We start from the raw sequence: 26,276 nt of genomic DNA on the forward strand, positions 1-26,276 counted from the left end.
CGGATTCGCGCCTCAGGACTCAGCGCAACGCGTTGCGCTGAGTCCTGAGGCTGTTGCAATGAAAATGACAATCAAGGGAGCCCCGAAGTTTACTTGCCTCCTCCTCGTAAGCATAAAGATCGTCCACTTGTTCGATATACTCTGAAGGATGCTCATCATCAGGCTGATTAGAAATAGTATACATATGATTCTATGTAAGGGGTTTCATATGCCCGTTGTAAAGCCCATATCCGATCTGCAACGCAACTTTGGCTCCATTGCAGATATTTATCACAAGACCAAAGAGCCCGTCTACCTAGCTAAAAACGGATCGGCGTCGCTTGTCGTCATGGATGCTGAGGCCTATGACAAGCAGACGCGCGCTTGCCGCCATTCAGGAACGCGAAGCTCGCATCCAGCACTCCATCGCTCGCGGCTACGCTGACCTGGTGAACGGCCGCGTGCGTCCTTGGAAGCAGGCAAAAGCAGAGGCAGACCGGATGCGAGCCATCAGGTAAGGTCACCTCTCCCCCATGTAACCATACTGTAAATCATAGCGGCGCACTCGAGTTTTACCGTGATACGGTCGCGCCTGGCGCTCCACTGTGCTAAAGTATCCCGAACGTTCAAACGACTACGAGGGGAACTAGAAGATGGCACGTGTGCACAACTTCTCAGCTGGCCCGGCCGCGCTACCTACAAGCGTGCTCGCCGAGATCGCCGACGAGATGATGGACTACCGCGGTTGCGGCATGTCCGTGCTCGAGATGAGCCATCGATCTAGCATGTACCAGCAGATCATCGATGACGCCGAGGCAACCCTGCGCCGTCTGCTGAGCATCCCCGACAACTACCGTGTCCTGTTTTTGCAGGGCGGCGCCACGCTGCAGTTTGCGGGCATCCCGATGAACCTCATGCGCCGCGGCCGTGCCGGCTACGTCGTGACCGGTAACTTTGCCAACAAGGCGTACAAAGAGGCCGCCAAGTACGGCGAGGCCGTGCTGCTCGCGAGCTCCGAGGACACCAATTTCGACCGCATCCCCGACATGGCCGACATCAACGCGCGCATTGCCGCCGAGGCCGCGGGCGACGGGCTCGACTACGTCTACATCTGCCAAAACAACACCATCTTTGGCACCATGTTCCACGAGCCGCCCGATTGCGGCGACGTGCCGCTGGTCGCCGATGTCTCGAGCTGCTTTTTGTCGCAGCCGCTCGACGTCGAGCGTTACGGACTCATCTACGCCGGCGCTCAAAAAAACGCCGGCGCCGCGGGCGTCACCGTGGTCATCGTGCGCGACGACCTGATCGCCGACGGCCCCGCCTTTGCGCAGACGCCGCAGTACATGGACCTTAAGACCCAGGCCGCCAAGGGCTCCATGCTCAACACGCCCAACACCTTTGGCATCTACGTGTGCGGCAAGGTGTTCCGTTGGGTTGAGCAGACCGGCGGACTTGCCGCCTTGGCCGAGCGCAACTGGGCCAAGGCCAACCTGCTCTACGACCTGCTCGAGAACAGTAAACTATTCCACGGCACCACGCAGACAGACAGTCGCTCCATCGCCAACGTCACCTTCCGTACCGGCGATGCCGAACTCGACGCCGCCTTTGTTGCGGGCGCCGCCGAGCACCAGATCCAAAACGTCAAGGGCCATCGTCTCGTCGGCGGCATGCGCGCCAGCGTGTACAACGCCGTCACCATGGAGGACGTGCAGGCACTGGCCTCGTACATGAAGGACTTCGAAGCGCAGCATAGTTTGAGCCCGCGATCTAACTAGCCCGCAACACGCGGGCCGACCAGCCACCTCAGACCACCCTGTTTACATCAAAACCTGCTAAGGAGTTTTTTCCATGCGTAAGATTAAGACCATCGACGACATCACTAAAGACGGCAAAGTCGAGTTTGGCGAGGGCTACGAGTTTGTAAGCACCGCCGAAGAGGCCGACGCCATCCTGATGCGCTCCACCGACCTGCACGGCTACGAGCTGCCCGAGGGCATCCGCGCCATCGCCCGCTGCGGTGCCGGCATCAACAACATTCCCGTCGAGGAGTACGCCAAGAAGGGCGTCGTCGTCTTTAACTCCCCCGGTGCCAACAGCAACGCCGTCAAGGAGCTTGTCCTGGGCATGCTGGTGCTTTCGAGCCGCGGCGTAGTGCAGTCGATGAACTGGGTGCGCGACAACGCCGACGACCCCAAGATCCAGGTCGATGCCGAGAAAGCCAAGAAGGCCTTTGTGGGCCGCGAGCTCAAGGGCAAACGCATCGGTGTCATCGGCCTGGGCAACGTTGGCTCCAAGGTCGCCAACGCCTGCGTCGATCTGGGCATGGACGTCTACGGCTACGATCCGTTCATTTCCGTCGAGCACGCGTGGGTACTGAGCCGCGAGGTGCAACGCGTGGGCACGCTCGAGGACCTCTGCCGCGGCTGCGACTATCTCACCGTGCACGTGCCCAGCAAGGCCGACACCATCGGCATGATCAGCACCGAGCAGATTAACCTGCTGGCACCCGACGCCGTGCTCATCAACTACGCGCGCGAAACCATCATTGACGAGGACGCCGTCGACGCTGCCCTGCGCGAGGGCAAGCTGAGCTGGTTTAGCTGCGACTTCGCCACGCCCAAGACCGTCAAGATGCCCAACACGTTTATCACCACGCACTCGGGCGCCGGCACTGGCGAGGCCGAGGCCAACTGCGCAGACATGGCCATCAGCGAGCTCAAGGATTACCTGGAGAACGGCAACATCGCGCACAGCGTCAACTACCCCGCTTGCAGCATGGGCAAGGCGCGCGCCGCGAGCCGCATCGCCTGCCTGCACGCCAACGTGCCCAACATGATCGGCCAGATCACGGCCATTCTCGCCAAGGACAACGCCAACGTGCAGCGCATGACCAACGAGTCCGCCGGCGAGAACGCCTACACCATGTTCGACACCGACGAGCACCTGAACAGCAGCACGATCGAGGCGCTTAAGCAGATTCCGTCGATGTATCGCGTGCGCGTGATCAAATAGCGCCGGCACCAAGCCTGCCAGGCAGGCCATGAAGCCCATTCGGCCCCCGTTTTCACGAAACGGGGGCCGATTTTATTGCTCCGGCTGGTTTCAAAAATGCTATCCAGAACAAGTTTTTTCGGATAATCGACGGTAAGACCCAAATCACTGAGCGCACCTGCTTTGATAAACAACTTTATCAGGGGCTTTAGTAGGTAGTAATTGATCTCTATATGCCAAATCCAAGTTGACTGTCTATTTTCCGAAACAACTTATTCTAGATAGCATTTTTAAGGCCCCTTCAAGGCGAAATTAAAGCCTTTTTTGTGACCAAAAAGCTAGTCACGCGACCGCTTTCCACCCGCGCGGCTACATTCCCGCCCAATCGATAAAAATCTCCTCACGAAGACGCCGTTCGAGCTCCTGCTGCCGCGGCGTCTTGTCTTTCAACGGCATATTGAGATAGGACATGATGAGTTCCATCACCACGCGGAAAGCATCGGGGTCGGCCAGCTGACCATAGGTCATCAGAACGACGGGATATCCCATCGCTTGCAGCGCCGTCGTTCGGTCGGAGTCCGAGATCTTGGATTCTATGGATCCGTGAATGGCTTTACCCTGGCATTCAACAAGGCACTCTCGGCTGCCGTCCTTATTTGCCAGCAGAATATCGGCATAGCGCCTATCGAGCTCCGAAATCAGGCGGGCACTGCGCGTCATGCGAATTTCGACGTTATTGGTGAGGCGCAGCCCTTCGCCGCCGCGCAGCCTCGAAAGGCCAAACAACATCGAAGCTTGAACCTCAAGCGGTGATGCCACAACCCCCGTAATGCATTTCGCGGCACGTGTGAACGATTTAGCACCGCGGAGCCCCTGGATCTTACTGGCGTACTCCGTAAGCTCAGAGAGCTCGATCAAGGGCGGTCGTTTCCACAAGTCCGTTGGATTCCCCGAGACATCCTTTACGTTATCCCAGCCCAACCGTGCGTCACCCCACCGGCCCCCATATGCCTGCTCAAGTGCCAACTTTACTTGAGGCGCAATCTTGCACACGGCAAAGGTGCCGCACATCTCATACATGCACATGATTAGACGCTCGTTTGAGACCGAGGAAGACAGGGTCAGCAGGGTAAAGAGAGGGGACGCGACATCGAGGCCAAACTCCGTCTGCCGCACGGAGCCAAACGGTCTCTCCCCGTTCCAAACATGCCTGACAATGCGATCGCCCTTACGTCCGCAGCTGCCCTGCGCCAAAACGTGTATCGGGGTGCCCAGAAAATGCGCAACGAGAGGATGCTCACAAAGGCGTTCCCTGCGCGGATCGTCCGCAGAATCGGGCAGGTCTGGCATTATTGCCAAGACCTGTGGAGGTATCCGGTGATACCGAAAGGCAGATATGTCGCACAGCATGTCGTCCATGAAAGGTATGTACCCACCGCGTCGTTTGTAAACCCGCCTGGACGGCAAACGCGCTGGCTCGGCCTGCGAACGGTAAATACTGCTGCGCGCGCATCGCGGATCTCTCAGGAGGCTTACAATTGGTTTGGATAGCAAACTGATTGTGAGGTTGCATATGGTTGATGAGGACTTTGCCTGGCGGCTTGCGCAGGAGCTTGTGCGGATCGACAGCTCAGACCCGGGCGCGTATGAGGGCGAGATCGAGCACTTCATTAAGGGGCTCATTGAGCAGCAACTGGCGCAGCTTGATAGCCCTGTGCTCGATGCCGTACAGATTGCAGAGCTCGAAGTACTCCCCGGACGCCGCAACCTTATGGTCACCGTGCCCGGTTTGAGCGACGAGCCACGGCTCGTCTACATCTGCCACATGGATACCGTCACCTTGGGTGACGGCTGGGACGCAGGCATTCCGCCGCTCGGAGCAATCGTGCGTGACGATAAACTCTATGGCCGCGGTGCCTGCGATATGAAGGGTGGCCTGGCCTGCGCCATTGCCGCACTGGTCCATACGCTCGAGCGCGTGGCGGCGGATGGCGCGCTGCCCCGCCGCGGCTTTTCGCTCATCTGCTCGGTCGATGAGGATGACTTTATGCGCGGCTCCGAGGCCGCGATTGCCGCCGGCTGGGTCGGCTCGCGCGAATGGGTGCTGGACACCGAGCCCACCGACGGACAGATTCAGGTGGCGCACAAGGGACGCACATGGTTCGAGGTCGAGATGACCGGCGTCACGGCGCATGCGAGCCAGCCCTGGAAGGGCGCGGATGCCGTCGCCGCCATGGCCGAGGTCGTCTGCGCGCTGCGCCATGCGTTCGCGGCGCTGCCCGTGCATGATGAGCTGGGGCCATCGACCATCACGTTTGGTCAGATTGAGGGTGGCTACCGTCCCTATGTCGTGCCCGACCACGCCAAGGTCTGGGTCGACATGCGCCTGACCCCGCCGACTGATACGGCCGCCGCGACGCGCATGGTAGAACAGGCCATCGCCGGCGCCGAAGCCGCGGTCCCCGGCTGCCATGGCAGCTATACCGTGACAGGCGACCGCCCCGCCATCGAACGCGACCCAAGCTCTCCTCTTCTAGCCGTGCTCAAGCACACAGCAGACGATGCGACGGGCACGGACACGACCGTCGGCTTCTTTACCGGCTACACCGACACTGCCGTCATTGCCAGCAAGACGGGAAACCGCAACTGCATGAGCTATGGCCCAGGCTCGCTCGCGCTCGCCCACAAGCCCAACGAACATGTGCCCCATGCCGATATCGTTCGCTGCCAAAACGTGCTCATCGCGCTTGTCGACAACACGCTCTGGAGCGGAAGCGGCCAAGTTGGGGCATAATAAGCCGCGAACAAACCGACTCGCGCGTTAGGACCGTCCATGAAAGCACTTCCGTTTCCCTGCATCCGCCCAGCTCAGGACCGCGTGCTCGAAGCGCTACCTGCGATAGGCGGCATCCTGAGCGACAACGAAGCCCTGCGCGGCGCGATCGCCGATGGGCTCATGCTCAAGGATCCAGGCGCGGCATACTACGTGTACGAGTGTTCGGGAGAGCCGGGACGCGTAACGGGCGTCGTGGCAATCTGCCCGGTTAACGTGCTGGCGGGCAGCGACGAGGCTGGTACCGAGAGCGTCGACGCACTCGGCGCAGCGTGCGCAATCGCCGAGCTCAAGGTGCAGCCGCGCCCCGTGTCGCTCGCCTACGAAGCCTCTCCCGTCATGGATATCATCCTGGGCGCTGCCAAAGAGGGCGCTTCGCTCTATGCCGTCACCGATCCCGCCGGCATTACGCACCGTGTGTGGGAGGTCAAGCGCGAGGACGCCGTTGCCGCCATCCGTGCCATGCTCGATCAGGCACCGGAGTCGGCACTGGCCGACGACCCCGCCTACGCCGCAGCTCTGACCGTGGCGTCGCAGCTGCTGGCCGATGAGGCCCGTGCCGCCGGAACGTACACCGGCAAGGAGCCGTTCAACTTCACCGTGGCCGTACTCTTCCCCGCCGCGCAGGTCGGTGGCGCCGCGCCGCAGGTCCCGATGGGCCTGCTCACCCACCAGGTCGCGCGGTTCTAACGCTATCCCCGCTGCGGGCCTGCTGCCGCCACGAGCGGCTCAAGCCCCAGCTCGCGCGCGTAGTCCTCCTGCATAAAGATCTCGACCAGTTCAAACGTATCCGTCGCATCATCAAACGCAAAGTGCAACACCGAGCAATTGCCCGGAACGCGGTCGCGCTCGTCGGCCGCCGCGCCCCTCACGTGGTCCAAAAACTCCTTAATGGAAGAGGCATGGCTCACCGCGAGGACGCACGAGTGGTCCGGACGCTGCATGAGGTCGGTCAGCGTCGCCACCATGCGCTCGCGCACCTGCATCTGCCCCTCGCCGCCAAACTGGCGGTAGAAATCGCGCCACGGGCGCTCGGGCATGAGCATCACGCGCTCGGCCTCAAAGTCGCCAAAGAACCACTCACGCAGGCCGTCCAGGCGCTCGTAGGCAAGGCCCGGCCACAGGTTGGCGATAGTCTGCTCGGTGCGATGCAGCGTTGAGGTGTAGGCGTGGTCGGGCTCAACACCACGCGCGCGCAAAAACATGCCGGCGCGCGCCGCCTGGTCGCAGCCCAGCTGCGTGAGCGGCGAGTCGCTCCAGCCCTGAATAATGCGTTTGAGGTTAAATATCGTCTGTCCGTGACGGACCAGATACAGGTCTTTATTCATAGGGGTCCTTTCGTTTGTTACCAGCCCAAGAGCGAAAACGCCCCGTCGCGATAGCCAAAATGAAGCACGGCGCCGTTGTCGGGTTGTTCTCCCCCGCCAGTCACGCATCTAAGAAACTCCTGGCAGGCTGAGCCGTGGGAGACGGCCAACACGCAGTCGTGCCGGGGCCGGGCCATGATGCGGGATAGCACCGCGACCATACGTGCGCGAAGCTCACTTTCCGACTCGCCACCAAAGGCAACCGGATAATCGCCCCAGGGTTGCGCCGGCATCTCGCAGTTTGATGTGCCCTCCAACGAACCCAAATGCCACTCGCGCAGTTCATCGACCAGCTCTATGGAACGACCCTCGCCAACGATAAGCTCTGTCGTACACCGCGCCCGCCCCAACGGAGACGAGTACACATGGTCAAAGGTCACGCCGCGGTCCTCGAACGCCGCACGCGTCGCCAGCGCTTGCTCGCGCCCGCGCGCCGTCAACGGCGAATCGTGCCAGCCCTGCAAAATGTTCTTCACATTGAGCTCGGTCTGCCCATGCCGCACCAAATACAGATCGGCCACACGCCCTCCCCTCGCACCACCACAAAGGGGACAGGCGCCTTTGTGGTGGTTTTACCGCCTGATCGCGCCGCAACGACGCGCAACTACAGCAGCACGTCGGCAAGCGGACGCTTAGGCACGTGATGCGTCTGCGCCTCATCGCGCCAGTAATTGATAGAGCCGTCCGGGTTGGAGTCGATCGCGTCGATCACCTGTGTCTCGGCTGGCACGCCAAAAGCCATGATCAGTTTGAGCTCGTATCTGTCATTATCGAGCCCCATGGCGTCGATTGCGCGGGACGTAAAGGCCTTGAACATGCATGCCGCCACCTCGGGCGTGGCGCTGCGAGCGGCGAGCATCATCGTCTGGGCGGCAATGCCGGTGTCGACCTCGGTGATGGGCGCGGCAGGCTTACCCGGAACAGCGCGCTCGGCAAGAATCGCGATGTAGCCGGTTGGGCGCTCGCCCTCGGCAGGGCCCGGCCAGTCCTTGAGCGCACCGGCCCACGCGAGCTCATCAAATACGCACGCGCAGTCCTCTGCACCGCTCACCACATGAAAGCGCAGGCGTTGAGCATTGGCGCCACAGGGAGCCAGGTGCGCCAGCTCCGCCAGCTCGAGCAAAAACTCACGCGGCACGCGCATGGACTCGTCAAAGCGGCGGCACGTGCGGGCGCGGCGGACCAGCGCGTCAAACGTGTCCAGGCCAAGCTTTTCGCAACCCTGCTTTGCCATCGACTCAGCGCTTACCGGCGCCGTGGGAACTGTTTCGTTCATAGGGACCCCCCCAATTTCGGGCAATTGTTCTTAGGAGAATCTAACCCAAAACGTAGGCAATTACACTCAACGGCATAATGTTCCACAGCCGTTGAACACTCCTCACCAAAGCGGGGACAAAAGTAACGATTCGGGAAGATGGGGAGGCAATTCGCCCTCCTCGTCCCACACGCCGGCGCCCTTGGGCGATACTGGTTGCAAGAGCCACGGCTTACGCCGCACGGAAAGGAGACATCATGGGCATCTTTAAGAACGATGACAAGCAATCGAGCGCGTTTGGATTTGACGAGAACAGCATGGCAGGCAAGGCTGTCAAGGCCGTGCGCTGGATTTACGCCATCACGGGCGTCCTGGCGCTCGTCACCGGCATCGCACTGCTGTTTGCGCCCGCCAAGTCCCTCATCTTCCTAACGACCGTCTTGGGCTTCTACTTTGTGATCACGGCCGCGATCAGGCTGTTTACTGCTGTTTTCGAGCCGCTGCTGCCCACCGGTTGGCGCGTTACGAACATCATCACCAACCTGCTCATTATTCTGGGCGGCGTGGTGATTCTGCGCAACCAGGCCTTCTCGACCGCGACGCTCACCACGCTTGTAGTGGTCGTCGCCGGCTTTGGCTGGATCGTCGAGGGCGTCATGTCGATTCTGGAATCCGAGCTTTCCGCCAACCGCGCCCTCGCCATCCTGAGCGGCGCACTCTCCATCATCGCGGGCATGTTCGTGTTTATCTATCCGCTGTGGTCGGCCACGATGCTCGTCCTCTTTAGCGGTGCCGCGCTGCTGGTGTTTGGCGTGACGCTGATTATTCGCGCCATTCAATTTGGCAAACTGGTGCGCTAGATGCCAAAGACGCTTTTTATTGATGCCGACGCCTGCCCGGTCACGCGCGAGTCGATCGACTGCGCGCGAAGGGCGGGCGTCGCCGTCGTTATCGCCGGCAACAGCACGCAGAACCTGGAATGCCACATTCGCCGCGACGATCCGCGCGACGCCGAGCATGAACGTCGGGGCTTTTGGGTCACGACGCTCGATGTGAGCGTGGGAGCCGATAGCGCCGACTTTGCCATTGTCGAGCGCCTGCGGGCTGGCGACGTGGTCGTGACGCAGGACATAGGCCTGGCGAGCATGGCGCTCGGACGCGAAGCCGCCGCCATCGGCGCGCGCGGGCGCGTCTACGACAAAGCCACCATCGATATGCAGCTATTTATTCGTCACGAGGAAAAGAAGGTGCGCCGCGCCGGGGGACGCACCCGCGGTCCGGCAGCCTTCACCAGCGAGGACCGCGCCCGCTTTAAACGCAACCTCACCGAACTGTTACGCTAAACAAGGTAGATTTTTGGGACATGCCTAAAAATCTACCTAGAAGCCACAGGCGGAGAGAACGAGTCCCCAGCCGGCGCCGATGACGTACATCATAACCAGAAACAGGGCGTTTTCGCGGGCGCTGCGGTTGGTGCGGAACAGCACCAGGTAGCCCACGCCGGCGGAAATGAGGGTGCCAGCGAGCATCGGCGCCAGCTGCAGCGCACCTTCGAGGTACAGCTGCGTAATAACGACGCTGGCAGAGCAGTTGGGGATCAGACCGACAAGCGCCGAGCCCAGGACGGCGAGCGTCTCATTGCCGCGCAGGAACTGCTCGATCGTGGACTCGCCAAAAGTCTCGAGGACGGCAACCAGGATCAGCGTCACCAGGAAAATGAATACCGATACTTGCACAGTGTGCGAGATCGCGCTGCGGATGATCGACAGGAGGGGCGCACCCTCGTGGGAGTGACCGTGCTCATGGCCGTGTTCGTGACCGTGACCATGTCCGTGCTCGTCCTCATCCTCGTCACAGCCGCAATGATCGCGCTCGCACAGCTCATGGATGTGATCGGCACTTACGCCCGCCTCGGCAACTTCGTCAATGATGTCGCCCCCGGTATGGTCGTCGTGCGCGCAGTTCGCGTGTGCCGGATTGACCGCGGTCCCCAGCACGGTGCGGCGAATCGCCGCATGCGCGCGGACGTTGCGGCGCAACCCGCGAACGGCGGCGTCCACGATAAAGCCCGTGACCAGCGCGATCAGCGCCTTCGAAGCCAAAAGCATCGCCATGGTCTGCACGGGAACCTGCTCGGCAAGCAACAGCGGCAGCATCTCGTCTGAGGTCGAGAGGAAAACCGCGACCAGCGTGCCCAGCGTCACGACGCGGCCGGCGTACAGCGTCGCCGCCATGGCCGAAAACCCGCACTGTGGCACCATGCCCAACAACGATCCGACAACCGGACCCGCGGCGCCGGCGCGCTTGATAGCGCCGTTGACGCGGTCGCCCGCAACGTGCTCAAGTGCCTCAAGGGCAAGATACGTCACCAACAAAAATGGCACCAGCGACAGCGTGTCCTTGCCGGCGTCGAGCAGAATATCAATCAGTAAATCCATGACAGATGGAACCTTTCGTGTCTTTCGGCAGCATTGTAAAAGTCCTAGCGGTCAACTAGGGTATTGTAGTTGTCCCGAGCGCGGTGCCAATAGTTGCCCATGGTAAACTATCATCTCGCCACAACTCAGTAACCCAGAGCCGCGCGACGCGGCCCGTCAAAGGAGCAGCATATGAATGTTTCGCAAGCACTCGAATACGAGCGTCAGCCGTTTATCCCCATGTTTATCTACGGCGACCACGGCGCCATGGAGTCCGAGCGCCAGAAGGGCGAGGAGGCCCTCAAGGTGCTCGAGACCGAGTACTTTACCGCCGAGGGCGACCCCGGCTTCGACTTTGCCACTGTGCGCGACCTGGCCGACCGCAACCGCGACCTGTGCGACCAGATTGGCGAGGCGCGCCTGCGCAACGTGACGCCCGCGACGCTCTCGCGCGGCCTGTCCGACGCCGACACCTGCGCCGCCATCGGCAAGATGCAAAAGCGTACCGCCGCGTCCGTTATGCGAGAGATCCGCGGTGACCGCGACGCACTCGGCGTGGCCTATGCCCGCAAGCCCATCCAAGGCACGGTGCTGGGCATCGACATCGAGACCACCGGTCGCGCGCCCGAACGAGGCTACATCATCAACGTGGGCTGGGAGATCATGGATCTCACCAGCGACGCCGTGCCGCATGACGCCGAAGCACACTACTGCGGCCTGCCCGACATCTACCGTGGCGAGGATGTGCCGCTGTCGAACATCCATCACATTACCTGGGACGACATCGACGGCAAAAAGCCGTTCCGCGAGAACAAGGAGCTGCAGAAGCAGCTGCTCAAGCTCATGAAGAAGTATCCCTATATGGCACATAATGCCGCCTTCGAGGACAGCTGGTTCAAAATTCATCTGGACGGTTACGCCGAGGCACGGCGCGCAGGCAAGATCATCGTCATCGACTCGCGCCAAATCTGCCGCAGCCTGGACGCCGACGTGCGCTCGCTCCCCCGCGAGTCCGCGCCCGCTGCGCTCGAGAACTGGGCGCGCCGCCGTGGCACCCTCGCCGCCGACGCCAACGAGCAGCACCTGGGCCTCGACGACACCGACCTCATGCTCCGCACCGTCCAGGCCGAGTTCAACCTCAAGAACCTGTTTGCAAAATAACCGATCCATCTGCGGGAGCGCCTGCCAGGCACAGCGCAATCCGTCTGGGCGCGTCGGCACGCAGTAAACTAGGGCGCAGCCTTATGGCTGCGCCCTAGTTTTCATCAAAACGAGCGAATACGCGTACTTCGCACAGTCGAGTGGTTGGCCCACCTACATTTTTCGAGTTGTTCGGCCAGCTGAACCACTAGTCAAGGCCCCTTGAACCACAATCGAGCGCTGTAGTCGCCTTACTTTCGCAACAAAGCCCCATTAATCTACCTGAATCAATTCGAATAGGACGCATGCGTTCGCACCATTCGTATAGGATAAGGCCGAATAACTCAAATTATGTTGGTGAGGCATCTGGGCGGTCGGCAAAAACGCCTAGAAGCTACGAATTCGCAACTAAAGTTCACCAAAAAAGGCGCAGCTGGCAGAAACCTCCCCAGCCGAAGCTGCTCCGTCGATACGACTGCTCAAAAGCCCACCGTTCGCAGAAGATAAGCCGCGCCCCAATACCGTTGCCCGAAGTTTCGAGCGTATGTGGCGTCCGCTATGCCATCATGCGCGTATGGGAATCGTTCTGTCACATACCACGGCACGCGCTGTATACCAAACAGCCAACTCGCTCGCAAGCTATGCGATCGATCCCATACCTATGGAAAAGATCAGAGGGTCTGCGCCGACCACGTCCGACCTGGAAGCAGCGCGAGCATGGCTCAACAGAAAGAATGTCGATTCTGAATGCATCCATGTGCTGACGTTTTCCAATAATGCCAAAAGGCACCGCAAGGGCTGCATCTGCCACTGCACGCGCTATACGTTTGATGCAGAAAGCTACCTAAAACTCGAGCCGAACGTCTACATCGTCGATATCAAGCTGTGCGCGCTGGAAGCAACAGCCGACCTCAACCTTTCGGAGCTCGTTGAGTATTACTTTGAAATCTGCGGCTCCTACGCGCTTGAAACGTCCGACGAAACTCAATATCGCGAACGCCCAGCCCTAACCAGCGTTGAAGTGCTCAGAGCCTTCTTTTCAGAGGCATCGGGGTATCGTGGATCCAATAAAGCTCTTAAGGCACTTTCTTATGTACGCGAAGGCTGTCGCTCCCCACTCGAAACGGCGTTTGTCATGATGCTGACAATGCCCAAGTCAATGGGTGGCTTAGCCATACGCGCTATCAAAACGGATTATCCGATCCCAGTCCCCAAAAGATACGCCGCTCTAACGCGACGGACGGTTTTCTACCTCGACGCGCTGCTCAAAAATTCGATGACCGATATCGAATACAACGGCTTTTACCACGACGAACCCGAGCAGCAATCAATTGACGAGGAGCGCCGAAACACGCTGCGAAACATGGGATATGCCGTTATCACAGTTAGTCGTCATTCGTTTTTCAAGCAGTCCGCTTTTAGACGGATCATGGAAGCGATTCGCATTCGCGAGAAGATCTGGCCCGGTCGGCTACCGGATGACTTCGCCATCCTGCAAGAAACTCTTCGTCAATTTGTCTTGCGGCGCTATTTCGAATACGGTCGCCGCGTCCTGGAGGCACTCAAAGAAGAAGAGGCCGCCAAGCGCGAAATTGCAAGCCAATATCCGCAAGCCGATGACCCGAGCATCAACGATGTGCCCGAACCCGACGATATGCAACACGTCGGGGCCCTTGCTGAAGAAATCAATGGGCCTTGGGAATGCGACATGTCCGCAAAAATCGATGAAAACCGCACGGAAGACGACACGATTATTGATTTAATTGAGAATTCGCTCTTCTAAAGATGGTCTATGCGGATGTCCACCTACATTTTTCGACTTATTCGGCCACCAATGTGCCTGATTGACTGCAGCAATGCTCGATATAACTTTAGATAAAACTGATTCTGCAGGAACTCCCGTAGAGTAAAAACTGATTCTCACGGTATTTAACAAGATAAAGTACAAATATGAACAGTTCTAATGCTTCTCGAGACAGCTTTCTTAACATGTTGGCCGAACATCTCGAAATATGTTGGCGAGCATGGCATCGATACATCCCAACCCACAGAAAATCGCAGAGGCGGCAAGCAGTCATCGAAATTATCGCCAATTGTATTGACATATGAACATGCGCTCATATAATCGGAAGCAAGTTATATGAGCGCATGTTCATATGAAAGGACATTGCAATGAGCATCCGCGTTGATGAAACGAAGCCCGACATCGAGGCCACCGAGCCCGTGATCCCCACCACCTGCTCGCCCGAGGACCTTCCCGACGAGGAACTTCTCTACGACCTCGCAGACCTGTTCAAGGTCTTCAGCGACACCACGCGCATCAAGATTCTCTATGCCCTCATGGGCCGCGAGCTCTGCGTAGCCGACATCGCCGAGGCGACCGCAACCTCGCAGTCGGCAGTATCGCACCAGCTGCGCACGCTTAAGCAGTCGCGCCTGGTCAAGTTCCGCCGCGACGGCCGCAACATCCTCTACTCGCTTGCCGACGATCATGTCTACACCATGCTCAACCAGGGCATGAGCCATATCTGCGAATAGCAACCAACCACGGTATCAACGCGACCGGCACCCAGGTCGCCAACACAGGGAAAGGAACCCACCATGAAAAAGCAATTCAAGCTCGACGAGATCGACTGCGCCAACTGTGCGCGCGAGCTTCAGGACGAGCTGGCCAAACTCGAGGGCGTCAAATCCGTGTCCGTCAACTATATGACCCAGAAGTTGACGCTCGAGGCCGATGACGCCGAGTTCGACGAGGTGCTCAACCGCGTTGTAGAGTTTACGGCCGACGCCGAGCCGGACTGCGAGATCATTCTCTAGTTCAGGTTTACGCCAACCTGCAAGGCCGCGCTTGCCGCGGCCTTTGCTCGCGAAATTATATGAGCGAGTGTTCATACATTCAAATGGGAGGATACGAGTCATGGCCACCGGCGACCCCAAGAAGAAAAAGAAGAAGCGCAAGAAAAAAGAGTCACTCGAGCATAAGCGCAACCGCATCCTGGTAGCGCTGGGCATTTTTGCCGTGGTGTACGCCCTCGATGAGCTCGGCACCCTCGCCGCCGCATTCGGCACCCCGGGCGACATCTACGCCAGCTTCGTGCTGTTCCTCGTGCCGTTTTTGATTGCCGGCTACGACGTACTGCAAAAGGCATTCAGTAACATCCGCCGCGGCAAGGCCTTCGACGAGAGCTTCCTCATGGCCGTCGCGACTATCGGCGCGTTTACCATGGTGCTCTTCCCCGATACCGACCCGCACATGGCCGAAGGTGCCGCCGTCATGCTGTTCTACCAGGTCGGCGAGCTGTTCCAGGCATACGCCGTGGGCAAGAGCCGCAAGTCAATCAGTGCCATGATGGACATCGCGCCCGACTACGCTAACGTCGAGCAAGCCGACGGCACACTCGAACAGGTCTTTCCCGATGACATCGCCGTCGGCACCGTGATCGTGGTCAAGCCCGGCGAGCGCGTGCCCATCGACGGCGTCATCGTCGAGGGCGAAACCCAGCTCGATACCGCCGCGCTCACGGGCGAGTCAGTCCCCCGCCCCGCCAAGTCCGGCGACGATATCATCAGCGGCTGCATCAACATGACGGGCCTCATCCACGTGCGCACCACCAGGCCGTTTGGCGAGTCCACCGTCGCGCGCGTCCTGGAGCTCGTGGAGAATGCCAGCGAGAAGAAGGCGCATACCGAGAACTTCATCACGCGCTTTGCCCGCGTCTACACGCCCGCCGTCACCGGCGCGGCCGCGGTGCTCGCGCTTGGCGGCGGCCTGATCACCGGCGCCTGGTCCGACTGGATTCTGCGCGGTCTGACCTTCCTGGTCGTCAGCTGCCCGTGCGCGCTCGTGATCAGCGTGCCGCTGAGCTTCTTTGGCGGCATCGGCGGCGCGTCCAAGCTGGGCGTTCTCATCAAGGGTTCTAACTATCTCGAGACGCTCGCCGACGTGGACACCGTTGTCTTTGACAAGACGGGCACCCTCACCAACGGCACGTTCTCGGTGGTCGCGGTGCACCCCGAGGCTGGCTATACCGAGCAGTCGTTGCTCGAGGTCGCAGCCCTTGCTGAGTCGTTCTCCGATCACCCCATCGCGCAGTCCGTGCGCGTCGCCTACCAGGGCGAGGTCGACCCCAAGCGGGTGAGCGACTCCGCCAACGATGCGGGCCGCGGCGTGACGGCAACCATCGACGGCAAGCATGTCGTCGTTGGCAACGCAAAGATGCTCGCCGCGGCCGGAGTCGAAGCGCCCGATTGCAAGGTCGTCGGAACGATTCTGCATGTGCTCGTTGACGGCGTGTACGCCGGCCACATCGTGATTGCAGACACCGTAAAAGCCGATGCCGAGCAGACGATCCGCGACCTGCACGCCGCCGGCGTCAAGTGCACCGTTATGCTCACGGGCGACCGCGAGGAAGTAGCAGCGACAGTGGCCAAGCAGCTCGGCCTCGACGAGTTCCATGCGCAGCTGCTGCCGGGCGATAAGGTCGAGCGCGTTGAAGCGCTGCTCGCGGCCGAAAGCGGCAAGGGCAAGCTCGCCTTTGTCGGCGACGGCATCAACGATGCGCCCGTGCTCACCCGTGCCGATGTGGGCATTGCCATGGGCGCCATGGGGTCCGACGCCGCGATCGAGGCCGCCGACGTCGTGCTCATGGATGACAAGCCATCCAACATCGCCCGCGCTATTCGCGTGGCGCGCAAGACCATGTCGATTGTTTGGCAGAACATCATCTTTGCGCTGGGTATTAAGCTGCTGATTTTGGTGCTTGCGGCGCTCGGCATCGCCAACATGTGGCTTGCCGTCTTTGGCGATGTGGGCGTGGCGATCATCGCCATCCTGAACGCCATGCGCGCGATGGGGGTCAAGAACCTGTAGCGTTCGTGGGCTGTCCGGCCGGAGCCGGGTTTGGTTTTGAAACGTCCTCGCGCATGAGGCCCGTCTTTCCTGCTCCTGCAGAGCAACAGAAAGGCGGGCCTCGCGCTGCGGATTGTTTTCTAAACCAAACCCGGCTCCGGCCTGCGGTAACATCGCTGTTGGTTCTTGGGCATCGCTTGCTGGCGGGGTTCCTTGTCTGAATTGGACTTAGTTGATGGGGTTACTGGTCCCGATCGCTGTCCCGCCCCAGCATCGTTCTTAGCTTCTCGAAGCTTTCCTCGCTCAGGCAGTGCTCCATGTGGCAGCCCTCTTGCGAGGCAACCTCGGACGCTACGCCGGCGTCCTCGAGCAACTGCACAAAAAAGCAGTGGCGCTCCCACATTTGACGGGCAACTTCAAGACCGCGTTCCGTCAGATGCACATCGCGTTTACCCATCTCCACGTAGCCGCTGTTTTCCAGCGTCGCCATGGCTTTAGAGACGCTCGCCTTGGTCACGCCCAGGTATTCGGCGACGTCAATTGAGCGCACCGTGCCTTGGCGCTGCGACAGAACGTAGATCGATTCGAGATAGTCTTCTCCGGATTCACGCAGGGCCATGGGCCGCCTTTCGCGATGGCTTCTAGTTAGCCTTTGGATACTTTTACTAGATTCACTTTACCGCAAAAGTTGCCCATGTCTTACTACGTTGTCTAAAAAGTTAACCGCGTTTCACAAAATGTGCAGCACAGGAGCGGGGCGGTGACACACTCGCAAGGAGTGTCCCCAGCTGCCGGCAGAAAAGGAACGTCCCCAAGTGCCGAGCCGCAGCTATAGCAGGCCAAAGTGCTTGGCGGCGTTGTAGATGCCGTCGTCGTCCACGGCGGTCGTCACGTAGGTTGCCGCCGCCTTCACCGTGTCCTGCGCGTTGCCCATGGCCACACTTGTGCCCACGGCCGAGAACATCGACAGGTCGTTCTCGCCGTCGCCAAAGGCGATCGCCTCGCTCGCGTCGATATACAGCCGCTCGAGCGTCGCCGCCACGCCCAGGTCCTTGCCGCCGTTGGCCGGAATAATGTCGCAGAACAGATCGCACCAACGCGTGGTGAGCGAATGCGACACGGCATCGGTCACGATATGCTCGTCGGACGGATCCACAAAGGCGCAGAACTGGTAAACCGGTGCGTCAAAAGCGTGCTCAAATGGCTCCTCGTGGTAGACGATTCCCGCGTTGTTGCCGGCCGTCACCACGCGCTCGGATAGGCGGTTCACAAACGAGTTCTCGCCCTGCATGCACAGCGAGTCGTAGCGCCCCTGCGCCACCTGGTCCACGATCACCGCAACGTCATCCGTATCGATCGGGCAGCTGCGGTAAACCCCCTCGGCATCAAAGCAGTGCTGGCCCGAGAGCGTAATGTATGCAGCCCAGCCCAGGTCGAACAGCCAGTCCGGCATCTGGTAGGTCGGACGGCCCGTGGCGATCACGCACGCAATCCCCTGCTCGTGAAAGCTGTCGAGTACCTGCTGCGCCGACGCCGGAATCCGGTGGGTCTTAAAGCTCAGCAGCGTGCCATCGATATCGAAAAACGCGGCCTTGATCATCCTCGTCTACTCCTCGCCCTCGAGCTTTTCGCTCACCTCGAGCCACGCCATCTCCAGCTCATCCATGGCGGCGTGAGCCTCGTCGATCTTTGCCTGCTGCTCGCCCAGTGCCGTGTAGTTGGTGGGATCAACCTGAGCCATCGCGGCCTCGGCCTCCTCCACGCGAGCGCGCTGCGTCTCCATCTTGCGCTCGAGCGAGCTCACCTCGCGGCGGAACTTCTGGCGCTCGGCGTTGGAAAGACCGTTGGGCTGCCCGCTCGTCTTGGGCTTTTCGGCCGCAACCGCTGCGGCGCCGGTGTCGAACGTGCCGGTCTTGGCGCTCGGCGCGCCCACGGGCTCGCCCTCGGCCGTGGCGTTGCACAGGCGCAGGTACTGGTCGACGCCGCCGGGCATATGCGTCAGATGACCGTCAAGCAGTGCCCACTGCTGGTCGGTCACGCGCTCCATAAGGAAACGGTCGTGCGTCACCAGGATCAGCGTGCCCGGCCAGCCGTCGAGCAGGTCCTCGACAATCGCCAGCATGTCAGTATCCAGGTCGTTGCCCGGCTCGTCCAGAATAAGCACGTTAGGCTCGTCCAGGATCGTCAGCAGCAGCGACAGGCGACGGCGCTGGCCGCCCGAAAGGTCGCCGATGCGGCTCCAGAGCTGCTGCGTCGTAAAGCCCAGGCGCTCGCAAAGCTTCTCGGGCGAGGTCTCCTTGCCGTCGATGACGTAATACTTCTTATAGTTGCTCAGCACCTCGCGGATCGTGTCGCCCATGTAGGGCTCGAGCTCCTCGAGCTGCTGCGATAGCACGCCAAAACGCACTGTCTGGCCGATCTTCACGCGGCCAGACAGGGGCTCAATCTTGCCCCTGATCACATCGAGCAGTGTGGACTTGCCAGCGCCGTTCTCGCCCAAAAGACCGTAGCGGTCGCCCGCACCAATGAGCCAGGTCACATCAGTCAGCACCTGCTTGGGCGCGCCGCCGGCATCCGCATAGCCGGCGTCAACGTCAATCACGTCGATGACCTGCTTGCCCAGGCGGCTCACGGCGAGGCGCTTGAGCTCCAGCTCGTCGCGCACGGGCGGCACGTCGGCGATCAGCTCGCGGGCGGCATCCACGCGAAACTTGGGCTTGGTGGAACGGGCCTGGGCGCCACGGCTCAGCCACGCGAGCTCCTTGCGCGCCATGTTGCGACGGCGCTCCTCGGTAACGGCGGCCATGCGGTCGCGCTCCACACGCTGCAGGATGTATGCCGAGTAGCCGCCCTCGAAGGGATCGACCTGGCCGTCGTGGACCTCCCACATGCTGGTGCAGACCTCGTCCAAGAACCAGCGATCGTGCGTAACCACGAGCATGGCGCCCTGACCGCGCTGCCAGCGGGCCTTTAAGTGACGCGCGAGCCAGTTGACGGTGCGCATGTCCAGGTGATTAGTGGGCTCGTCGAGCATGAGCACGTCGTAGTCGCCGATTAGCAGGCGCGCGAGGTCCACACGGCGGCGCTGGCCACCCGAAAGCTCGCCCACCGTGCCCTCCCAGGGCACATCGCTCATGAGGCCGGCCAGAATCTGGCGCGTGCGGGGGCTCGAGGCCCACTCGTACTCGGGCGTGTCGCCCACAACGGCATGATGCACGGTATCGGTGTCGACAAGCTGGTCTTTTTGACCGAGCAATCCGATCGTGGTGCCGCGGCGATGCGTCACGCGGCCGTCGTCGGGCTCCAGCGTGCCCGCGAGCACACTCAGCAGCGTCGACTTGCCGTCGCCGTTTTTACCGACGATGCCAATACGGTCGCCCTCGGCCACGCCGAGCGTTACGCTATCGAAAATATGCTTGGTGGGAAACTCTAGGCTGACGGAATCGCATCCCAAAAGAATCGCCATATGCCCTGCTCCTTCGTAGAAATTCAACGTTGTCCATGATAGCAGCGAGCCCCACCCGAAAACCTACCAAAAAGGGACAGGTTTATTTTGGCAGGTTTTATCTGGTCAAACGCCGGAACACCCAAGTGCGTACTATGGTAAACCGTTAAACCTGCCAAAATAAACCTGTCCCTTTTTGGCAGGTCGACGGCCGCACACGACGCAAAAAGGCGGGCCATCTCCCGCAAGAGATGACCCGCCTCTCCAATCAGTCCCGTGGCGACCGCGGCCGCCGCGGGCCTCAAGCATGTCCCGGACTAGGAGAACATGCCGGTGAGGTAATCATTCAGCCGCTGATCCTTGGGCCGTTGGAAAATCTCGTCAGTCTCGTCGTACTCGATCATATCGCCCATGTAGAAGAACGCCGTGCGGTTGGACACGCGCGACGCCTGTTCCATGTTGTGCGTCACGATGACGATGGCGCGCTCAGCCACAATCGACGACATAAGGTCCTCGATCGCCAGCGTCGAGATGGGGTCGAGCGCCGAGCAGGGCTCGTCGAACAGAATCACGTCGGGATTGAGCGCCAGCGTGCGCGCGATGCACAGGCGCTGCTGCTGACCGCCTGAAAGCGCATAGGCGCTCTTGTCGAGCTTGTCCTTGACCTCGTCCCACAGCGCCGCGCCGCGCAGACTCTCCTCGACCATGCGATCGAGCTCGTCACGGTCGGTGATGCCGTGGCGCTTAGGCGCAAACGTGATGTTGTCGCGAATGGACTTGCGAAACGGGTTGGGCTGCTGGAACACCATGCCAATGGAACGGCGCAGCTCGTAGGTGTTCTCGGTCTTGGTGTTCACGTTGCGCCCGCGGTAGTTAATCTCACCCTCCACGCGGCAACCGCGAATCTCGCGATTCATCAGGTTGAGGCTACGCAAGAAGGTCGACTTGCCACAGCCCGAAGGCCCGATGAGCGCCGTGATCTCACCCTTATGGAAGGCGAGCGACGTATCGTGCAGCGCATGGTGGTCGCCATAGTACACGTTGACGTCCTTGGTGGAGAGCACGACCTCGTCGCTCACGGCCTTGCCGCTCACGCGAACGCGCTTTTCGCTCTCCCCCACACTCGACAGAAAGTCCTGGGTCTCGGACGTGGCCGCCTCGGTTGCGGGCGTTGCATTCATCTCGCTCATTCGGCCGTCATCTTCCTTGCCAGTTGCTTGCCCACGATGCGGGCGATTACGTTAAACAGCAGCACGCAGACCATCAGCAGTGCGGCGGTGCCCCAAACGATCTGCTGGGCCTCGGGGCTGCCCTCGCCGTAAATCTTGTAGATATGCACGGCGAGCGACTCACCGGGGCGGAACACGTTCCAGGCGCAAGTGGGGCTCGACAGGTTAAAGCTCAAGAAATTCAGGCGAACTGGCGAGCTCATGCCCGAGGTAAAGAGCAATGCTGCGGCCTCGCCAAAGACACGGCCGGCCGAAAGCACGATGCCGGTCACGATGGCGGGCATGGCCTCGGGAATCAAGATGTGCAGCGTTGCCTCCCAGCGGGTGAGGCCCATGGCCAGGCACGCATCGCGCTGGGCCTGCGGCACGTCCTCAAGCGCCTGCTGAATCACGCGCACCAGGATGGGGATGTTGAACATGGTGAGCGCGACGGCACCGGAGATGATGGAGTACTTCCAGCCCAGCTGCACCGAGAACACCAGAAAGCCGAACATGCCGACGACGATGGAAGGCAGCGAAGACAGCGTCTCGATGGCGGTGGAGGCAATGTCGCGGACGGGTCCGTCGGGTGCGTACTCAACCAGGAAGACCGCGCCGCCCAGGCTGATGGGCACCGAGATGACCAGGGTGATCAGCAGCAGGTAGAACGAGTCGAACAGTTGATAGAGTACGCCACCCTGGGTGCCGTTGGCGCGCGACGGCTCCGTGAGGAAACCCGGCTTAAACAGTGTCGAGATGCCCTCGAACAGGATATAGGCCACCATGGAAACGACGATGAGCATGACGATGGCAACGATCGCCGTCAGCACGGCCGTGGCGATGCGGTCCTGCTTTTGGACACGCCCGAGTCTCGCCTCGTCGATGTGGATGCGCGTGCTAGCCACGAGCCTTCGCCCCCTTGCGGCCAATGAGATGGATGATCAGGATGAAGATGAGGCTCATGCCCATCAGCAGCAGACCGAGCGCCCACAGGACGTCGTCCTGGGCCGAGCCCTCGGCATAGACCGCCATGGACGTGGTGAGCGTGGTGGTGATGGTCGACGCCGGCGACAACAGCGACGTCGGCATGGCCTCGATACCGCCGATGACCATGCGCACGGCGAGCGTCTCGCCAAAGGCGCGGGTCATGCCAAGGATGACTGCGGTCATGAGCGACGGCATAGCGGACTTGAGTACCACGTGCCAGATGGTCTGCCAGCGCGTGTAGCCCAGCGCGAGCGAACCCTGACGGTAGCTATCGGGCACGGCGCGCAGGCCGTCGACAGAAAGCGTGGTCATCGTCGGCAGGATCATAACGGCCAGGACGATGGCACCGGGCAGGATGCCCAGGCCCGTGCTCACGTGGAAAACGCTCTTCATAAGGCCGACGACCACGTGGAAACCGATCAGGCCAAAGACGACCGAAGGAATACCGGTCAAAAGCTCAATAAGCGGCTGAAAGACCTTGGAACCAAATTTGGGTTGGATCTCGACCGCAAAGATGGCAGAGCCGATGGCGATGGGCAGCGCGATGAGCGTGGAGAGCACCATGACCGAAAACGAAGTGATGATCAGGGGCAGGGCACCGGTATAAGGCAGGCCGTTATCAGCCGTGTTGGCCAGGTCCCACTTGGTGCCGGTAAAAAACTCGACGACCGAGACGCCGTCCTTGACAAAAGCCGAGAGGCCCTTTTGGGCGACCATAAAGATGAGCGCGGCAACGACAAGCGTCACGAGCGCTACGCACGCGCCCGTGACGCCCAGGCCCACGTTCTCAAGGTCGCGCTTTGGCAGCTGTTTTGCCATTGCAAACCTTTCCGGGGGCGATTACTTATTTAGCGGAGACCTTGCCGCTGGCGTCCTTGACGACCTTCATGGCAGAAACGGGGATGAAGCCCTGCTCCTCGACGAGCTTGCCCTGGACATCGTCGGAGAGCATGAACTCCAGGAAGGCCTTGGTAGCCTCATCGGCGTCCTTAGAGCAGTACATGTGCTCGGTAGCCCAAATCTTGAAGGAGTTGTCGGTGACGTTCTTGCTCTTGGGCTCGACGCCCTCGACCTTGACGGCGTTGAACTTGGAGTCATCGAAGTGCGAGAAGTCGAGGTAGGAGATGGCGTTGTCGGTGCTGGCGATCTGAGTCTGGACGTCGCCGGACTTATCGAGCTCGGCGTCGCCCTTAAAGTCGACAGCCTCGTCGCCAAAGACGGCAGCCTCGAAGGTGGCGCGGGTGCCGGAGCCGGCCTTGCGGTTGAGGACGACGATGGTGGCGTCGTCGCCGCCGACCTCCTTCCAGTTGGTGATCTGGCCGGAGAAGATGCCCTTGAGCTGCTCGAGGGACAGGTCGTCGACCTTGACGTTCTTGGAGACGACGGGACCCATGCCCACGACGGCGACCTCGTGGTCGACGAGGTTCTTGACCTGATCGGCCTCGAGCTTGCTCTCGGCGAAGACGTCGGAGTTACCGATGGTGACGGTGCCGGCGGCAACAGCGGTCAGGCCCTTGCCCGAACCATTGCCCGAACCGGAGATGGAGACGTCGGGGTTGGCGTCCATGAACTTCTCGGCAGCGGCCTCGACGAGAGCCTGGAACGAGGAGGCACCGTCGTAGGTCACCTCGCCGGAGACGGACTTGGCAGCAGCGGCGCTACCCTTGTCGGCGGCATCGGATGCGCCGGAGCCGCCGCAACCAACGAGACCGAGACCAACGATGCTGGCAAGACCACCAGCGAGGCCGAGGAACTGACGACGAGAATAAGCCTGATCGAGCATGATCTTCCTTTCGTACATGCGACTCGCGGGCACCCTGCCCGCTTTGCTGTTAGGAAAGATACGGCCCCGATCGGGCAGCGCCCGCGCCAACTGCGGTTTCTTACGGGTATTTGATAGACCCTTACCGCAAGCTCTACCCAGCCTTTACAAACGGATAACAATCCACACCCAAGCATGGCGCGCCTTTTACACCAATAAAAACAAAGTTGCGGTGAAATAGTTCCTGCTTGGCCATCAAATGGCCCATTCTAGGAACTATTCCACCGCAACTTGTAGTCGTTGGGGACGTTCTTGTTTGACTAGTCATTTAAGAACGTCCCCAATGACCACCCCATGTTTTGGCAAAGTCAATCTGCCGGCACTTGGGGACGTTCCTTTTCTGTCGGCAGAAAAGGAACGTCCCCAAGTGACGCAAAAAGCCCGGGCAAAAGCACCGGGCTCGTAATGCAAGTTTGTATCCAAGCAGGATATAGGGGTTTCCCAGGTGCCCGAGATTGCCCCGAAAGAGGAGCGCCGCGTACTATGGTACGCAAGCGACGGTTTGAGGGGCAAGGTCGGGTGCCTGGGGAAGCCCTAAAGCTCGAGTTCGTTTAGACGAAGGATTGCCACGATGTAGATCTTGAGCGCCTGCTTAAGCTGGTCCTCGTTGGCACACTCGTTGGGGCCGTGCATCTGGCCGCCCCACGCGGGCAGCTCAAGGCCGGTCTCCTCGGGGCCAAACGACACGGCGCGGGCAAAGTTGCGTGCGTACGTGCCACCGCCCATGGCGAAGGGCTCGGCATGCTTACCCGTAAACTCGTTATAGGTGTCAATCAGCGCCTTCACGGCCGGGTCGTCGGCCGAAACTGAGAACGGCACCTTGGCGCGACCTACGCGATACGTCACACCAAAGCGGCCCACGAGCGGCTCGAGCTGCTCGCACATGGTATCGACGCTCGTGCTGTCGGGGAAACGTACGTCGATGACCTGCTCAATGTGGCCATCCACCACGCGGATGACGCCGGGGTTGCACGTGAGCGGGCCAAACGTCGCGCTCGTCGCATCGATTCCCAGGCCGCGACCATAGGCGTCCGCGTGCACAAAGGCCAAGAACTTGACGAACTCGTGCTCGGCAGGCGTCAGCAGGCACTCGCCACGGGCGCCAAACGCATCCTCGACCTCGCGCAGGTACGTCACGATCAGGCCGGCGGCGTTGATCGTCCCCTCGGGCATCGAAGCATGGCCACCGATACCGTGCGCGAAAATCTGGGCATGGCCGTTGCCGAGCGCCGTGATCTCCAGGCGGTCGGCGTTCTCGATCGGCGCCGGCAGTTCATCGACGGCAATCGCAAGCTCGCAAATGGACTGCGATGGGATCGCGTTGGTCGCCTCGGCGCCGCTCCACGACACGATGCGCCCGCCGTCGATCCTAGGGCTCACGAACGTCGCCTCAAACTGACCCTTCTCGGCGTTGCAAACCGGGAACTCGGCATCGGGTGTAAACAGAAAGTCGGGGTTCGCGTAGTTCTCCAGATAATGGTGAACGTCGGACATGCCCACCTCCTCATCGCAGCCAAGCAGCGCGCGGAAAGTATAGCGCGGGGTAATGCCGCGCTTGAGCAGATAGGCGCCGGCATAGAGCGACAGCACCGCCGGGCCCTTGTCGTCGATCACGCCGCGGCCGAGCAGCCAGCCCTCGCGACGCTCCATCGCAAACGGGTCGGTGTTCCAACCGGGCCCGGCGGGCACCACGTCCACGTGGCAGATAGTCGCGAGCTGCTTGTCGCCGCGGCCCGGGATATCGGCAATGCCCACATAGCCCTCGTCATCGCTCGTCTGGTAGCCGAGCTTCTGTGCGATGCCGAGCGCGCAATCGAGCGCGTCACGGACCGGGCGACCAAACGGCGCGCCGGGCTCCGCATCGGCAGAAATTGCCACGGACGGATAACTCACCAGCTGCTCGATATCGGCGACGACATCCTCCCAGACCTCGTCAACGTACTCGGCAACGCTCTGCTCCACCTGATTCATAGACTA

At 60.7% G+C, this 26,276-nt stretch carries 25 protein-coding genes and 1 pseudogene; 13 read left to right on the forward strand and 13 right to left on the reverse strand.

Annotated features, from left to right (window positions below; genetic code table 11):
• Window positions 1-208: 208 nt before the first annotated feature.
• The 4 genes and pseudogenes from GT495_RS11130 to GT495_RS07295 form a co-directional block, all read left to right on the forward strand.
• Window positions 209-301: pseudogene (locus GT495_RS11130) on the forward strand (hypothetical protein); the annotation flags it as partial.
• 43 nt (window positions 302-344) lie between these two features.
• Window positions 345-497, forward strand: coding sequence for a hypothetical protein (locus GT495_RS10895; protein ID WP_240128139.1), 153 nt, complete (start codon window positions 345-347; stop codon window positions 495-497).
• A gap of 135 nt (window positions 498-632) precedes the next feature.
• Window positions 633-1,757, forward strand: coding sequence for a 3-phosphoserine/phosphohydroxythreonine transaminase (gene serC / locus GT495_RS07290; RefSeq protein WP_161162121.1), 1,125 nt, complete (start codon window positions 633-635; stop codon window positions 1,755-1,757).
• Between the two features lie 73 nt (window positions 1,758-1,830).
• Window positions 1,831-2,994 carry a phosphoglycerate dehydrogenase gene (locus tag GT495_RS07295; RefSeq protein ID WP_161162122.1) on the forward strand — a complete coding sequence of 388 codons (1,164 nt, stop codon included), beginning with the start codon at window positions 1,831-1,833 and terminating at the stop codon, window positions 2,992-2,994.
• A 348-nt stretch (window positions 2,995-3,342) separates the two neighbouring features.
• Here GT495_RS07295 and GT495_RS07300 read toward each other — a convergent pair whose 3' ends face one another.
• A complete protein-coding gene (locus GT495_RS07300; protein WP_161162123.1) occupies window positions 3,343-4,392 on the reverse strand; it encodes a hypothetical protein in 1,050 nt (349 codons plus the stop codon).
• Window positions 4,393-4,546: 154 nt separating this feature from the next.
• On the opposite strand from GT495_RS07300, the gene GT495_RS07305 reads away from it, so the two are divergent.
• Window positions 4,547-5,767: a M20 family metallopeptidase gene (locus GT495_RS07305; protein ID WP_161162151.1), complete on the forward strand. Its 1,221-nt coding sequence runs from the start codon at window positions 4,547-4,549 to the stop codon at window positions 5,765-5,767.
• Between the two features lie 39 nt (window positions 5,768-5,806).
• Window positions 5,807-6,496 (forward strand): DUF1015 family protein, encoded by a 690-nt coding sequence (locus tag GT495_RS07310; protein WP_161162124.1) that lies wholly within the window; start codon window positions 5,807-5,809, stop codon window positions 6,494-6,496.
• 2 nt (window positions 6,497-6,498) lie between these two features.
• Here the strand turns inward: GT495_RS07310 and GT495_RS07315 are convergent, their stop codons facing one another.
• The 3 genes from GT495_RS07315 to GT495_RS07325 all read right to left on the reverse strand — a co-directional run bounded on the left by GT495_RS07315 (window position 6,499) and on the right by GT495_RS07325 (window position 8,449).
• Entirely contained in the window at window positions 6,499-7,134 is a 636-nt protein-coding gene (locus tag GT495_RS07315) for a histidine phosphatase family protein (protein WP_161162125.1), read from the reverse strand.
• 17 nt (window positions 7,135-7,151) lie between these two features.
• A complete protein-coding gene (locus tag GT495_RS07320; RefSeq protein WP_161162126.1) occupies window positions 7,152-7,694 on the reverse strand; it encodes a histidine phosphatase family protein in 543 nt (180 codons plus the stop codon).
• Between the two features lie 83 nt (window positions 7,695-7,777).
• Window positions 7,778-8,449, reverse strand: coding sequence for a nitroreductase family protein (locus GT495_RS07325; RefSeq protein WP_161162127.1), 672 nt, complete (start codon window positions 8,447-8,449; stop codon window positions 7,778-7,780).
• 236 nt (window positions 8,450-8,685) lie between these two features.
• Between GT495_RS07325 and GT495_RS07330 the strand changes: the two genes are divergently transcribed.
• Both GT495_RS07330 and GT495_RS07335 read left to right on the forward strand, forming a co-directional pair.
• Window positions 8,686-9,288, forward strand: coding sequence for an HdeD family acid-resistance protein (locus GT495_RS07330; protein ID WP_161162128.1), 603 nt, complete (start codon window positions 8,686-8,688; stop codon window positions 9,286-9,288).
• Window positions 9,289-9,771, forward strand: coding sequence for a DUF188 domain-containing protein (locus GT495_RS07335; protein WP_161162129.1), 483 nt, complete (start codon window positions 9,289-9,291; stop codon window positions 9,769-9,771).
• Between the two features lie 36 nt (window positions 9,772-9,807).
• On the opposite strand, the gene GT495_RS07340 is transcribed toward GT495_RS07335, so the two are convergent.
• The gene (locus GT495_RS07340; protein ID WP_161162130.1) at window positions 9,808-10,866 is read right to left on the reverse strand and encodes a putative manganese transporter; all 1,059 of its coding nucleotides are present in this window, start codon (window positions 10,864-10,866) and stop codon (window positions 9,808-9,810) included.
• Between the two features lie 171 nt (window positions 10,867-11,037).
• Between GT495_RS07340 and GT495_RS07345 the strand changes: the two genes are divergently transcribed.
• The 5 genes from GT495_RS07345 to GT495_RS07365 all read left to right on the forward strand — a co-directional run bounded on the left by GT495_RS07345 (window position 11,038) and on the right by GT495_RS07365 (window position 16,858).
• Window positions 11,038-12,006 carry a 3'-5' exonuclease gene (locus GT495_RS07345; protein WP_152073679.1) on the forward strand — a complete coding sequence of 323 codons (969 nt, stop codon included), beginning with the start codon at window positions 11,038-11,040 and terminating at the stop codon, window positions 12,004-12,006.
• Between the two features lie 640 nt (window positions 12,007-12,646).
• Window positions 12,647-13,768 carry a hypothetical protein gene (locus GT495_RS07350; protein WP_161162131.1) on the forward strand — a complete coding sequence of 374 codons (1,122 nt, stop codon included), beginning with the start codon at window positions 12,647-12,649 and terminating at the stop codon, window positions 13,766-13,768.
• A 389-nt stretch (window positions 13,769-14,157) separates the two neighbouring features.
• Window positions 14,158-14,523: a helix-turn-helix transcriptional regulator gene (locus tag GT495_RS07355; protein ID WP_161162132.1), complete on the forward strand. Its 366-nt coding sequence runs from the start codon at window positions 14,158-14,160 to the stop codon at window positions 14,521-14,523.
• Between the two features lie 63 nt (window positions 14,524-14,586).
• The gene (locus GT495_RS07360) at window positions 14,587-14,805 is read left to right on the forward strand and encodes a cation transporter (protein ID WP_152073676.1); all 219 of its coding nucleotides are present in this window, start codon (window positions 14,587-14,589) and stop codon (window positions 14,803-14,805) included.
• A gap of 100 nt (window positions 14,806-14,905) precedes the next feature.
• Complete coding sequence (locus tag GT495_RS07365) at window positions 14,906-16,858, forward strand: heavy metal translocating P-type ATPase (RefSeq protein WP_192924174.1); 1,953 nt, start codon at window positions 14,906-14,908, stop codon at window positions 16,856-16,858.
• Window positions 16,859-17,078: 220 nt separating this feature from the next.
• Here GT495_RS07365 and GT495_RS07370 read toward each other — a convergent pair whose 3' ends face one another.
• The 8 genes from GT495_RS07370 to GT495_RS07405 all read right to left on the reverse strand — a co-directional run bounded on the left by GT495_RS07370 (window position 17,079) and on the right by GT495_RS07405 (window position 26,270).
• Entirely contained in the window at window positions 17,079-17,456 is a 378-nt protein-coding gene (locus tag GT495_RS07370; RefSeq protein ID WP_161162133.1) for a metal-dependent transcriptional regulator, read from the reverse strand.
• 210 nt (window positions 17,457-17,666) lie between these two features.
• Window positions 17,667-18,437: a Cof-type HAD-IIB family hydrolase gene (locus GT495_RS07375; RefSeq protein WP_161162134.1), complete on the reverse strand. Its 771-nt coding sequence runs from the start codon at window positions 18,435-18,437 to the stop codon at window positions 17,667-17,669.
• 6 nt (window positions 18,438-18,443) lie between these two features.
• A complete protein-coding gene (locus GT495_RS07380; RefSeq protein ID WP_161162135.1) occupies window positions 18,444-20,303 on the reverse strand; it encodes an ABC-F family ATP-binding cassette domain-containing protein in 1,860 nt (619 codons plus the stop codon).
• A 296-nt stretch (window positions 20,304-20,599) separates the two neighbouring features.
• Window positions 20,600-21,472: a phosphate ABC transporter ATP-binding protein PstB gene (gene pstB, locus GT495_RS07385; RefSeq protein WP_161162136.1), complete on the reverse strand. Its 873-nt coding sequence runs from the start codon at window positions 21,470-21,472 to the stop codon at window positions 20,600-20,602.
• On the reverse strand, window positions 21,469-22,395 hold the full coding sequence (pstA, locus tag GT495_RS07390) for a phosphate ABC transporter permease PstA (protein ID WP_193221614.1): 927 nt from the start codon (window positions 22,393-22,395) through the stop codon (window positions 21,469-21,471). The genes pstB and pstA overlap by 4 nt, the downstream gene beginning before the upstream one ends.
• Window positions 22,388-23,296: a phosphate ABC transporter permease subunit PstC gene (gene pstC, locus GT495_RS07395; protein WP_161162137.1), complete on the reverse strand. Its 909-nt coding sequence runs from the start codon at window positions 23,294-23,296 to the stop codon at window positions 22,388-22,390. The genes pstA and pstC overlap by 8 nt, the downstream gene beginning before the upstream one ends.
• Window positions 23,297-23,321: 25 nt before the next feature.
• Entirely contained in the window at window positions 23,322-24,278 is a 957-nt protein-coding gene (locus tag GT495_RS07400; RefSeq protein ID WP_240128140.1) for a phosphate ABC transporter substrate-binding protein, read from the reverse strand.
• Between the two features lie 555 nt (window positions 24,279-24,833).
• The gene (locus GT495_RS07405) at window positions 24,834-26,270 is read right to left on the reverse strand and encodes a M20 family metallopeptidase (protein ID WP_161162138.1); all 1,437 of its coding nucleotides are present in this window, start codon (window positions 26,268-26,270) and stop codon (window positions 24,834-24,836) included.
• Between the last annotated feature and the right edge of the window lie 6 nt (window positions 26,271-26,276).

The organism is Collinsella sp. BIOML-A6 (assembly GCF_009875845.1).
In the GTDB taxonomy this organism is placed as follows: Bacteria; Actinomycetota; Coriobacteriia; order Coriobacteriales; family Coriobacteriaceae; genus Collinsella; species Collinsella aerofaciens_H.